Genomic DNA, 12,498 nt, shown 5'->3' on the forward strand with positions numbered 1-12,498 from the left:
GAACAGGCGCGTGCCAATAAAATGACTATGTCTTGATTGATACGGCCGGTCGATTGCAGATTGATCAGGCTTTAATGGCAGAATTACGGGGATGTCAAAGCGTTAGCTAAACCCAATGAAATCCTTCTTGTAGTGGACGCCATGATTGGTCAAGAGGCGGCGAATGTTGCCCGGGAATTTCATGAACAACTAGCAATCACGGGTGTGATTCTCACAAAAATCGATGGAGATACCCGGGGTGGAGCGGCCCTTTCTGTCCGTCAGATTACAGGTCAGCCAATCAAGTTTACGGGTACAGGCGAAAAGATTACGGATATTGAGACCTTTCACCCTGATCGGATGGCCTCTCGCATCTTGGGAATGGGGGATATGCTGACCCTGATTGAAAAGGCTGCTCAAGATTATGATGAAAAAAAATCATTGGAACTTGCTGAAAAAATGCGGGAGAACACTTTTGATTTCAATGATTTTATCCAACAGTTAGAACAAGTCCAAAATATGGGGCCTATGGAAGACCTTTTAAAAATGATTCCAGGAATGGCTGGTAATCCTGCCCTTGCCAATGTCAAGGTAGATGAAAAGGAGATTGCTCGGAAAAAGGCAATTGTCTATTCCATGACGCCAGAGGAGCGTGAAAATCCAGATCTCCTCAACCCAGCACGTAGAAGACGCATTGCGGCTGGTTCAGGGAATACCTTCATCGAAGTCAATAAATTTATCAAAGACTTTAACCAAGCGAAGTCTATGATGCAAGGGGTTATGAGTGGTGACCTGAATGCGATGATGCGACAAATGGGAATGGATCCTTCCCGGATGCCCAACCTTCCGTCATCTGCTGGTATGCCAGATATGTCTGCATTGGAAGGAATGATGGGGCAAAATGGAATGCCGGACCTAAGCCAAATGATGGGTGGTGGTCTCAAAGGACGTGTCGGATCCTTTGCTATGAAACAAATGATGAAACGTCAAGCCAATAAACTAAAAAAGGCAAAGAAAAAACGGAAATAAGGCAGAACCCAATCTAGCTAAAAGCACTAGGTTGGGTTCAATCTATCTCAAAGTAAGCAACCGTTGAGACTAGTTTGTAGGAGAATAAGAGGACAGTAGTGTGAAGGTTTTTAAAAATGTGAACATTGTAACATGTGATCAGGAATTTAAGGTCTATCTTCAAGGAATGATGGCAATTAAAGGAGACAAAATCGTTTATGTTGGGGATGTTGACCCTTCATGGGAAGAGCATGCAAGCGAAGTTGAAGACGGACAGAATGCCTGGATAATGCCTGGACTCGTCAATGTCCATACCCACAGTGCAATGACACTGTTGAGAGGTATTTCAGATGACGAAAATCTTCACAAATGGTTGGAAGAGACGATTTGGCCGGCTGAAGCACGTTTTACAACAGATATCACAACAAATGCTGTGAAACTAGCTCTTGTCGAGATGTTAAAATCAGGAACAACCACCTTTAATGACATGTATAATCCAACAGGAGTGGATATCCATCAAATCCATCAGGTCGTCAGTCAGTCTGGTATGCGCTGTTTTTTCTCGCCGACACTATTTAGTCATCCTGGCGAAACAACTGCTGAAACCATCCGACGAACGAGGAGAATTATTGAAGATATTTTAGGTTTTGAGGATCCCCATTTCCGTGTCATGGTGGCACCCCATGCACCGTATTCCTGTGAAAAAGACTTGCTCCAGGCAAGTGTCCAATTAGCTAAAGAGTTAGACTTACCCATTCACATCCACGTAGTGGAAACAACCGATGAAAGCCAGATGATGATAGAGCGAACTGGCAAACGTCCATTGGCCTATTTAGAAGAACTCGGCTTTTTAAAACAAAAAGGGGTCTTTGCTCATAGCCTTGATCTGACCAAGGATGAGATAGAACTCCTTGGCAAAAGTCCCGTTTCCGTTGCCCATAACCCAATCAGCAACCTTAAACTTGCATCAGGGATTGCGCCTGTCGTCGAGCTGATGCAAGCTGGAGTAGATCTTGGGTTTGCTACTGACTCCGTTGCTTCTAATAACAATCTAGATCTCTTTGAGGAAGCACGTACAGCCGCTTTCCTCCAAAAGATGAAACACGGAGATGCACGTAAATTTCCAGTATCCTCCGTCCTTCAAACAATGACTCTTGGTGGAGCAAAGGCTCTTGGTCTTGATCACGAAATCGGGAGTCTAGAAGTTGGAAAACAGGCAGATTTTCTCATCATTCAACCTGAGAAAAAAGCCCATCTATACCCTACTTATCACATGTTATCTCATTTGGTTTATGCTGCAAAAGGGAGTGATGTGGATCATGTCTATATCGCAGGTCGTCAGGTTGTAAAAGATGGGAAAGTACTTGGACTAGATGAAGAAACTTTATTTTTAGATATTCAAAAATTGGGTCTCATCAAGTGACCGTGGATGTGTCCAATAAGAGAGAAGGGGACAGAAATCGGTCATTCCTTAGAATTCGATTTCGTCGTCCCACCTCCACTAATATTTATGGAAGAGATCAGGGCTATGCCCGAAATTGAAAAACCATTGGCTTAGCCGGTGGATATTGGTTGGTTTTAGTAGTATAATATCAATTGAAATAAAACAGTTACGAATAATATTGATTTGTAGTTTAGGAGGTATGCATTAATGGAAGAGATGAGAGAAGGAGTTGACTCATCTATAACAATAGATCTTGTTCGTTTCACAACTCAAGAGTTGAAAGCTATATGGAACATTGGCTTTACAAAAGAAAAACCTGAATGGGCAAAATTGAATGCGCCTTACTTTAATGACTATCGTGTTTTTAAGGATGTTGCCTTATTTGAATCCAGTAAAATTGCAAGTTTTTTAAGAAGTGACACTTGTCGTTGCATTCTTGTCGATGGGCAACCAATCGGAATGGTTTCTAAAACATGGATTGATGAGACGACTCGATGGTTAGAAATAGGTATCGTTTTATATGATACGACTTGGTGGGGGAAAGGGATTGCAACAAAAGTATTGGAGATTTGGGTAGATACTATTTTCAAAGAGACAAAAGATTTGGAACATATTGGGATGACGACATGGAGCGGAAACATTGCGATGATGCGAGTAGCTAAGAAATGTGGATTCACTAAAGAAGGGCAAATTCGTAAAGTACGTTATTATAGAGGTGTTTATTATGATAGTTTGAAATATGGTATATTACGAGAGGAATGGAATCGGAAAAAGTAGAAGAGGTGGTTATCATACCGCCTTTTTTAATCGCCTAAAAAGCCAAAGTTTCAGAATGTCCAGTGATGGTTTCAGATAATATTTTTGTTGGAAGTCCGAATGGGGATGGACTGTTGCCATTTGCTGATTATAGAAGTGAGAAAGTACCTAATGTTCTCAACAACTCAATTAACGATGCTAATTATTAAGATAGAAAAGTAAACAAAGCATTTATGGTGTAGTAAAAGATGAATTCTCAGAACGATTGCAACAATAAGAACTAAAACTTATGACTAAAACTTATGTTTGAAAATAAGTACTTAAAACCTTATAAATCCGAAAGAATAGCACTTCCTTCCAATAATAAAGTGAAAGTTCTAGATTATTTAAGGGAGGTTTCATGGCTTTAAAAATTTTTCAAGCAGATTTTTCGAAAATAACTGCCGAACCAAGTCTAAGGTACGACACAGCATATATTTCTGCGGTATATACTCAGTTGAATAAGTAAGTGTATAATCCCCATCTCCAAAGTAGAATTAGCCTGTTCCTGCAGAAAGGTCTTCACAAGTTTTATAACAAAATAGATCGACAACTTTAAAATCAAACAAGCTAAAAACACTCTAAAATCATTAAATTGATATTAAGTTTTTTTATTGTCAAAATGTACATTTGAAAATTTTTTTAATTTTCACTTAAATAAAGTAGATTTTCGCATGGATTGAGGGGGATTAAAATTTCCAGTTTTCACGTAAATATTGTACGTTTTGACGATTTTTTGGGCGAAAAACATTTTTAGTTATTCTGATTTATCCTATAGATTTCTTCTTGTATCTTTCCGAAAAACTATAATTTTCTTGAAAAATATATCTGGTTATGGTATACTTCTTTTATCAATCTATTTCCCTTTGGAGAAACGTATGCGACGAGAACTTTTATTGGAAAAAATCGAACAACTCAAGGAACTGATGCCCTGGTATGTGTTGGACTATTATCAATCGAAATTAGCTGTTCCGTACAGCTTTACAACGCTCTATGAATACTTGAAAGAATACCGACGTTTTTTTGAATGGATATTGGATTCTCAAATTTATTCTGGACATACCATTGCAGACATCCCATTAGAAACGCTGGAACATCTCAGTAAAAAGGATATGGAGGCTTTTGTCCTTTATTTGCGTGAGCGCCCCCTTTTAAACGCAAATTCTCACCAACACGGGGTCTCTCAAACCACTATAAATCGCACTCTATCTGCCTTATCGAGTCTTTTTAAGTATCTGACTGAGGAGGTGGAAAACGAAGAGGGCGAACCCTACTTCTATCGAAATGTGATGAAAAAGGTCTCAACTAAGAAGAAAAAGGAAACCTTGGCTGCACGGGCTGAGAATATCAAGCAAAAGCTCTTTCTCGGTGAGGAGACTCTTGGTTTTTTACAATATGTCGAGAAGGAGTATGCTTCAACTTTATCAAAACGTGCCTTATCTTCCTTCCAGAAAAACAAGGAAAGAGATCTGGCGATCCTGGCCCTTCTTCTAGCGTCTGGAGTCCGTCTGTCAGAAGCCGTCAACCTAAACATAAAAGATGTTAATTTAAACACGATGATCATCGAAGTGACAAGAAAAGGGGGCAAACGAGATTCTGTTAATGTTGCTGCATTTGCTCAGCCCTATTTAAAAGACTACATGACCATTCGGGCTTCTCGTTACAAGGCTGAAAAAACAGATATTGCCTTCTTTTTATCTGAATATCGGGGAATTCCCAATCGTATGGATGCTTCGTCAATTGAAAAAATGGTGGCGAAATACTCGGAGAATTATAAAGTTCGCGTCACGCCCCATAAACTTCGACATACGCTGGCAACAAGACTCTATGATGCAACCAAATCTCAGGTCTTAGTGAGTCACCAACTCGGTCATGCCAATACGCAAGTCACTGACCTATATACCCATATCGTTAACGATGAGCAAAAAAATGCTCTTGATAAACTATAAAGAGGAGCGCAGATTCATTACATAAAAAACATTATGTAATGAATCTGCGATTATGTAAAGTTCTTCTTCAAGATGAATTGAAACAATAAAAAAAGCAGAAAAAGGAACTCCTTCTGCTTTTTCTTTACACTAAAAATTCTTTCATTTGAGATAGCGGGATTTGATGGATGATTGCTTTTCCAATTTCTGGAACGAGAACCAGTTTGATCGTTTTTCCTCTGGCTTTTTTATCATGAAGGAGAGCTTGGTAAAGTAATTCTCTATCCCACTCTTGAACATTTGTCGGTAGTCCAAACTTTTGACACATTTGGAAGACTTCCTCTGTGAGCCCTTCTCTTACCAGCCCTTTTTCCTCAGCAACTTTTGTGATTTGAATCATTCCAATCGCGACGCCTTCACCGTGCATTACACTTCCATAACCAGCCGTTGCTTCTATAGCATGACCAATGGTATGTCCGAAGTTAAGATAAAGGCGAATACCAAGATCAAGCTCGTCTGCAACGACATGGTCTCGTTTAACCTGACAAGAACGATAGATAATGTCCTCGGCATGCTTTAAGATATCTTCTGGACGACCGGTTATTTCTTCTAGAAGATGCCATAGCTCAGGATCCGCAATCAGACCGTATTTGATCACTTCTCCCATCCCTTCAATCAATTCCCGCTCACCAAGAGTTCCTAGGGTATCAGGATCAATCAGAACACCATCTGGTTGACTAAAGGTTCCGACCATATTTTTAGCAAAGGAAGTATTCACTCCTGTTTTCCCACCAATAGATGAGTCTACTTGGGCTGTTAAGCTGGTAGGAATTTGGACGAAATGAATCCCTCGCATAAAGGTAGAAGCGACGAAACCTGCTAGGTCCCCAACGACTCCTCCTCCTAAGGCAACGATTCCGTCAGATCGAGTAAAGTTTTCTTTGGCCAATACCTTATACGCCTCATTCACTGTTTCAAGATTTTTAGAGGCTTCTCCTTGAGGAAAGGAAAAAAGATAGGGCTCAAATCCAGCTTTTTGTAGTGACACGCGGACGCGCTCCTGGTAGAGAGCTCCGACTTGGTCATCTGTGATGATGAGGACTCGCTGGGGCTCCCATAAATCCAAGAGCCATTTCCCAGCTAGAAACAAACTATTTCGCTCGATCACGATATCATAGGGATGATGGGGTAGGTCAATATGCAGTTTCATCTCAATTTCCTCTTTTTAAAATTCACCGCCTAAGTTGGCATACATCTCACGGACTAAGTCCTCCGTATTCACCCAACCTAGACAAGGATCTGTAATGGATTTTCCGTAAATGATTGGCTCATCTTGACGACCATCTTCCAAGTAAGACTCAATCATAAATCCACGAACATATTGATAAATCTTTTCATTCCAAATACGATTGATTAAGGTTTGACGTACAATCCGAAACTGCTCAAAATGGTTTTTCCCAGAATTATCATGGTTGGTATCGATCAGGATAAATGGATTTTTCAAACCCATTTCCTCATATTGGGCGATGGTATCTAAGAGATTGTCATAGTAATAATTTGGCAGATGTTTGCCATATTCATTGGTCGCCCCGCGTAAAATCGCATGGGCTAATGGATTGCCACTGGTTTCAACTTCCTTGCCATTGAATAGGAAAGATTGCTTATTTTGAGCCGCGTAAATCCCGTTAAACATCACATTGAGATTACCAGAGGTGGGATTTTTCATACCAGTCGGAACATCAATCCCAGATGCAACAAAACGATGTTGCTGATTTTCAACAGAGCGTGCTCCTACAGCGATATAAGAAACCAGGTCATCAACCAAAGGAAGATTTTCTGGATAAAGCATTTCATCTGCAGTTAAGAGACCTGTCTCTGTTATCACACGATAATGAAGATGTCGGACAGCCTTCATCCCGTTAATCAGACTCGGGGAAGCATCCATATTGGGTTGATGAATGAGACCCTTGTAGCCGTCTCCATTGGTACGTGGCTTGGCTGTATAGACTCGCATAACGATAAAAATACGGTCTTTGACTTCTTCTTGTAAGATGGCCAGTCGATGTGCATAGTCTAAGACGGCCGCTTCATTGTCCGAGGAACAAGGACCCATAACTAGTAAGATGCGCTTATCCTCACCACGAATAATAGCGGATAATTCCGCTTCTTTTCTTTTTTTCTCTATCATTGCTTGGGGACTTAATTGGGTAGACTCTTTCACACGGGCTAAATCTATCGGCCCATGTTGGACTTCAAAAGACATAAAATACTCCTCTACTATTGCAAAACATCCATTTATTCTTGACTGCATTATATCATATTTCTAGATTTTGTGAAACTTGTATCATAGTTTTGTTACATAAGCTTTTTTATGTAAACTCTTGTCCCTTGATCCAATTCACTTTCTACCGTAATATCCAATGCAAGGTCTGTTAAGACTCTCTTTGTCATAAATAAGCCAAATCCAGTAGATTTTTGATACTGACGACCGTTTAATCCAGTAAACCCTCGTTCAAATAATCTCGGAAGATCTTCTGGGAGAATTCCGACACCTGAGTCTGCCATCATCAGGCCTTCTTCCGTCAAATCAATCTGAATGTGTCCACCAGGAGGGTTATACTTGATGGCGTTGTCTAACACCTGCGATAAGGCAAAAAATAGCCATTTCTTATCGGTTTTTAAGTGCCAATTCCCTTGGATATCGACGGTTAACTGTTTTTGAAGAAAATGAATGCGGTATTGCTTGACTAAGTCCACGACAAGTGAGCGAACTTCTACTTCTGTAAAGCGATAATCACTCACCTGGTCCGTCAGTCGAAGATAGTTCAGCAGATTTGAAAGGTAGTGGTTCATACTGAGAAGTTGTCCCTTCACTTCAATCGGGTCAATTCTTTCCGTCTGTTGCATCAAAGAGAGGGCTGCAAGAGGAACTTTTAATTGGTGGGCCCACATCCTAACCACTTCTTGTCGTTCTTTATCTCGTTTTTGCAAGGCTAGTACAGCGGCCGCTTGCTGATGGGATAACTGGGTAATTTTATCGAGATAGGCCTGGTCAATCGGTTGTTGAAGCAAATTCAAATCAGAAAACGAATCCTCATGAATATCCTGAATCAATCGGATCCGTTTGTAAAATCGTGTCAATTGAAGGACCAATAGAAAGGACCATATCGTACTAGCAAAGATCAAGCTATAGAGAAAAAAAGGAAGAGGCAGTTGATAAAGGTAAAAGATGACCAAAAATCCCATCACTTGAATCAGATAGCCGATAAACCAAATCCGGTATTCTTTAAAAAATGCTCCTATCATTTGACCAGATAACCTACCCCTCTAATCGTATGAATCCTCTCAAATCCCAGTTTGGAAACTTTTTTTCGAAGTCGTGTCATATGGACACTTAAAGTATTTTGATCAATAAACTCCTCACCTTCCCATAGCTTATCGAGAAGTTCTTCTTTCGCAACAACCTTTCCTAGTTGTTGAAATAGGGTTGTCAGGATTTTTGTTTCCGTTTTCGTTAGCGCACAGATTTCTTCTCCATTTGAAAAGGACCCATCAAAGCTCAGTTTAAACTGATCCAAGGTCAACTCTTGTTGAGAAAAGTGATAGGCTCGTCGTAAGAAAGCTCCGATCTTTGCATCCAATAAAGCTAAGGAAAAGGGTTTTGAAATAAAGTCATCTCCTCCCATGTTCATAGCCATAATCGCATCCATCTCTTCACTGCTGGATGAGATGAAAATGATGGGGATGGTCAGTTCCTTTCGAATCTCCGTCGTCCAATAAAATCCATTAAAATAAGGGAGGCTAATGTCCATCAGCACTAAATCTGGTTGGAAGTCTACTACTTCTTGGCGGACTGCCCTAAAATTGCGAACACTTTCTACCTGATAGAGAGGCGAGAAATAGTTTTTCAGACTGGATACGATTGAAGCATCATCTTCTACAATAAAGATTTTTTCCTTTTGTCTCATACTGTTATTGTAACAAAAACTTTAGCATAGGAGTAGGCTTTTGAGAAATTCCTTACAAATAATGCAGTTCGGTCCAAACTGAACACGAGGCAAGAACAGAATGAAAAGAATGATCGATAAATGTGTATCCATTGTTTTTCGAAAAATAGATTCAAGCTGAAATGAATCCTTCCGTTTTTAGAAGCAAAGCGAGTAAGAGACCAAGACTGGCTGCCATCAAAAAATGAGGCTGGGACAAAAGTCCTAGCCTCTTTGTTGTTTTTGGATTGTCGAGCAAGACGCAGTGGTTGAGGGGCTCTACTAGGCTGATTTCATTAGCTTTTACAGCCCGACTCAACTATTCGGAGTGGGACGACCAAATCGACTTCTAAGGAATGACCGATTTCTGTCCCCCTCTCATTTGGTAACTTGAGACCTTTAGCTCAACAGTATGGATGGTATCCTTTAGGATTGGCTATCAGCCGTCCTTCAACTAAAGGAAGTCTTCGAAAAACGATGTCTTCCATCCCCATCTCGATGAAGAGTCGATGTTCTCCTTTATCGCTCTACAATCTGATAATAGACGCGACTGGTCAACCGATAGATGAGATAGTAGATGAGGATAATGACAAGGATGGTCAGAAGACTCACGATATAAATCAGACTGCTACTCTTTATGGCAAATAGACTTAACATTTGCAAGAGCATGGGCATGGCCATTACAAAATGGAGAATCGCAAAGACCAAGGGCATAAAGAAGACAAATATGGTCTGAGAGTTAATGATTCGCTTCACGAAGGATTTGCTCATTCCTACTTCTTGTAGGATGCGATAGGACTTTTTATCTTCATGTCCTTCCGTATATTGCTTGTAGTAGATGATGAGGGCTGCTCCTAGTAAAAAGGCTAGTCCAAGTAAAAATCCTGTAAAGAGGAAACCTCCACTAATCAGTAAGGATGATTCTCTAAATTCCTGATCATTCTCAAGATAACCTGTATATGCGAATGGAAATGCTTCTCCTTTGTTATTTTTGATTTCTCCTCTAGAGACTTTCTTTACAGCAGTTGCAACTTTTGTACGTTCCGTATCTGTTAAATGGACAAAACTAGTATAGAAAATATGATTTTCTTCTCCTTCTCCATTGCCAGACTGAGCGATATTTGCTAGCACTTGATCATCGCTTACGACTATGACCATCGCATTGTAGAGATTCGTTGCTTCAGGTAATTTGACCCGTTCGACATCCTCATAATGGCGAATTTCATACGTTTGACCGAAAAGGTTCAGCTGTTTGGATGGATTTTCTTTTGTCCTTCCGTAGAGGGCAATCTGATCTTTGTCCAAGTGCGGGACGGAATTTCCAAATTTGCGTAGATCTTCTTGTGTCACAATCACTGGAAAAGCGATATTGGTAGGATTCACTGCGTCCCTTGAAAGATTCAATACCCCTCCTTGGTCAGAAACAGACACCTGTCTCGTGAAAAATTGATAACTGATTTGGGGACCGACTTTGTTGGCCAAGGGTTCCTGAATCGTTTTTTGCATCAATTCTTGTCCTTCTGCACGGTCTGAAACTTGATACAAAACTTGGGTATTTTCAGGAAATTTTTCTTTTACCGACTGTTGAAAACCGACATAGATCGAGGAAGTTACCATAATAGTCACAAAAGACATGACTGCTAGTAAGGTGATGTTGGCTAAACCAACTGCATTTTTTTTCATTCGAAAAAGCATTTGAGAGGTCGAGATGAAATGCTCAGGCTGGTAAAAGTACTTTTTGTTTGCTTTTTTCCTCTTTAAATACCAAGTTGTAAAACTGATATAAAAGAGATACGTTGCAAAGACGACACAGAGAACAGCTATAAAGAAGCGACTCACCAGAGACAAACCATCCTTTTTTTCAGAAGTAAGGGAAAGATAGTAGCCAGTAGAGAGTATGGCCAGGCCTAGAAAGGCTAGAAAAATATTGGCTTTCGGCTCCTTTTCAGCCTGTTCTTGGTTCCTAAAAAGCATCAAAGGAGAACTCTTTCCGATCATGGAAGTTCCTACAATCCACAACAAGATGAAGATCACTCCAAATATCAGAATCGGTAAGAACAGACCAGAAATCGTCAAGCTAAAATTCAACTGATCATACTGTATCAGATGAACGAAAATAAGGTAGAAGAAGTTTGCAAATACACTACTCAACAAGGTTCCAAGAACGACAGTCCCAACCCAGAGGATGATGAGTTCAATGGTCGAAACAAGGGAAACCTGTTTCTTGTTCATCCCAAGGATATTGTAAAGACCAAACTCTCGACTTCGTTGCTTCATGAGAAAGCTATAGCTGTAGAGCTCGATGATGACGGAAAAAATAATGAGCACAATCAGCGCCAGATTTAGGGTCATCACCCCAAATTTCATTTTGTCTGAAGTGGGACTGGATAAGATCAAGTTGGTAGATGTTACAAGGACATACAAGACCAAACTAGCCATTACAAAGGGAAGGTACTGTTTCGGAGAAGTTTTAAGATTTTTCCATGCAAGTTTGAGGTAGAACATCTTACTCACCTCCTAAAAGAGCAGCCATTGACAAAGAGATCTCCTTACTAAACTCTTGATTGGACTTATGGGCCTTAAATAGCTGATGAAAGATCCGACCATCCTTTATAAAGAGAACCCGATTTGCATGACTAGCAGCATTGGCTGAGTGGGTCACCATTAAAATGGTTTGTCCTTCCTGATTGATGGATTGAAATAGATTTAACAAATCTTCAGAATTGCGGTAATCCAAAGCTGCTGTCGGTTCATCTGCAAGGACTAGTTGAGGATTGGTAATTAGACTTCTTGCGATAGCCACCCGCTGCTTTTGACCGCCGGATAGCTCAGAAGGCCGCTTCTCGAGTAGCTGTTCAATCCGTAATTTCGGTGCCAAAACTTGGAGATTGGCTTCCATGACGGTGAGGGATTCTCTTCCTAAAACCAGAGGTAGAAAGATATTGTCTCGAACAGAGAGCGTGTCTAATAGATTAAAGTCTTGAAAGACAAATCCGAGATTTCGTAATCGGAAATCGGCTAACGCACCTTCTTTAATTTTAGTAATATCTTGTCCATTTAAAATGACACTGCCTTTACTTGGCTTATCTAGTGTTGCTAAGATATTGAGCAGCGTTGTCTTTCCCGAGCCAGATTCCCCCATGATCGCGATAAACTCTCCTTCTTCCAGTGAAAAGTCAACATCTTGTAGGGCCTGCGTTTCTTCCTTTGAAAAGCGCGTACGATAAATCTTTTCCAAATGATTGATTTCTAAAAACATTCTAAAGTCCTCCTTTAGGGGAAGCGTTTCTGTTTACTTCCCTATCAACAAGTCTAGTATATCGCAAAAAAGAACCAACAATCTTGCAATTGAAGGTTC

At 40.4% G+C, this 12,498-nt stretch carries 9 protein-coding genes and 1 pseudogene; 4 read left to right on the forward strand and 6 right to left on the reverse strand.

The genetic code is table 11. The features are described 5' to 3' along the window. The 4 genes and pseudogenes from STRDD13_RS02030 to xerS all read left to right on the forward strand — a co-directional run. A pseudogene (locus STRDD13_RS02030) lies at positions 1-1,008 on the forward strand (signal recognition particle protein); the annotation flags it as partial. A gap of 100 nt (positions 1,009-1,108) precedes the next feature. Continuing rightward, on the forward strand, positions 1,109-2,410 hold the full coding sequence (locus tag STRDD13_RS02035) for an amidohydrolase family protein (protein WP_067101214.1): 1,302 nt from the start codon (positions 1,109-1,111) through the stop codon (positions 2,408-2,410). A gap of 237 nt (positions 2,411-2,647) precedes the next feature. After that, entirely contained in the window at positions 2,648-3,208 is a 561-nt protein-coding gene (locus STRDD13_RS02040) for a GNAT family N-acetyltransferase (protein ID WP_082781194.1), read from the forward strand. A gap of 896 nt (positions 3,209-4,104) precedes the next feature. After that, complete coding sequence (gene xerS / locus STRDD13_RS02045; RefSeq protein ID WP_067101217.1) at positions 4,105-5,175, forward strand: tyrosine recombinase XerS; 1,071 nt, start codon at positions 4,105-4,107, stop codon at positions 5,173-5,175. Between the two features lie 124 nt (positions 5,176-5,299). Here the strand turns inward: xerS and aroB are convergent, their stop codons facing one another. The 6 genes from aroB to STRDD13_RS02075 form a co-directional block, all read right to left on the reverse strand. Then, positions 5,300-6,364, reverse strand: a complete 1,065-nt coding sequence (gene aroB / locus STRDD13_RS02050; RefSeq protein ID WP_067101220.1) for a 3-dehydroquinate synthase — start codon at positions 6,362-6,364, stop codon at positions 5,300-5,302. Positions 6,365-6,379: 15 nt separating this feature from the next. Then, positions 6,380-7,417, reverse strand: a complete 1,038-nt coding sequence (locus STRDD13_RS02055) for a 3-deoxy-7-phosphoheptulonate synthase (RefSeq protein ID WP_067101223.1) — start codon at positions 7,415-7,417, stop codon at positions 6,380-6,382. Between the two features lie 92 nt (positions 7,418-7,509). Continuing rightward, on the reverse strand, positions 7,510-8,460 hold the full coding sequence (locus STRDD13_RS02060; RefSeq protein WP_067101226.1) for a sensor histidine kinase: 951 nt from the start codon (positions 8,458-8,460) through the stop codon (positions 7,510-7,512). Beyond that, positions 8,457-9,122: a response regulator transcription factor gene (locus STRDD13_RS02065; RefSeq protein ID WP_067101230.1), complete on the reverse strand. Its 666-nt coding sequence runs from the start codon at positions 9,120-9,122 to the stop codon at positions 8,457-8,459. Before STRDD13_RS02065 ends, STRDD13_RS02060 begins: the two co-directional genes overlap by 4 nt. Positions 9,123-9,659: 537 nt before the next feature. Further along, positions 9,660-11,645 (reverse strand): ABC transporter permease, encoded by a 1,986-nt coding sequence (locus STRDD13_RS02070; protein ID WP_067101233.1) that lies wholly within the window; start codon positions 11,643-11,645, stop codon positions 9,660-9,662. Position 11,646: 1 nt separating this feature from the next. Then, the gene (locus STRDD13_RS02075) at positions 11,647-12,399 is read right to left on the reverse strand and encodes an ABC transporter ATP-binding protein (protein ID WP_067101236.1); all 753 of its coding nucleotides are present in this window, start codon (positions 12,397-12,399) and stop codon (positions 11,647-11,649) included. Positions 12,400-12,498: the final 99 nt, after the last annotated feature.

Origin of the sequence: Streptococcus sp. DD13 (assembly GCF_001578875.1) — a bacterium.
In the GTDB taxonomy this organism is placed as follows: Bacteria; Bacillota; Bacilli; order Lactobacillales; family Streptococcaceae; genus Streptococcus.

Bases quoted from the DNA above. Each gene is read 5' to 3' on its own strand.
- STRDD13_RS02040 (WP_082781194.1), top strand. From the start codon at position 2,648: ATGAGAGAAGGAGTTGACTCATCTATAACAATAGATCTTGTTCGTTTC.
- STRDD13_RS02070 (WP_067101233.1), bottom strand. From the start codon at position 11,645: ATGTTCTACCTCAAACTTGCATGGAAAAATCTTAAAACTTCTCCGAAA.
- STRDD13_RS02075 (WP_067101236.1), bottom strand. From the start codon at position 12,399: ATGTTTTTAGAAATCAATCATTTGGAAAAGATTTATCGTACGCGCTTT.
- xerS (WP_067101217.1), top strand. From the start codon at position 4,105: ATGCGACGAGAACTTTTATTGGAAAAAATCGAACAACTCAAGGAACTG.
- aroB (WP_067101220.1), bottom strand. From the start codon at position 6,364: ATGAAACTGCATATTGACCTACCCCATCATCCCTATGATATCGTGATC.
- STRDD13_RS02065 (WP_067101230.1), bottom strand. From the start codon at position 9,122: ATGAGACAAAAGGAAAAAATCTTTATTGTAGAAGATGATGCTTCAATC.
- STRDD13_RS02055 (WP_067101223.1), bottom strand. From the start codon at position 7,417: ATGTCTTTTGAAGTCCAACATGGGCCGATAGATTTAGCCCGTGTGAAA.
- STRDD13_RS02060 (WP_067101226.1), bottom strand. From the start codon at position 8,460: ATGATAGGAGCATTTTTTAAAGAATACCGGATTTGGTTTATCGGCTAT.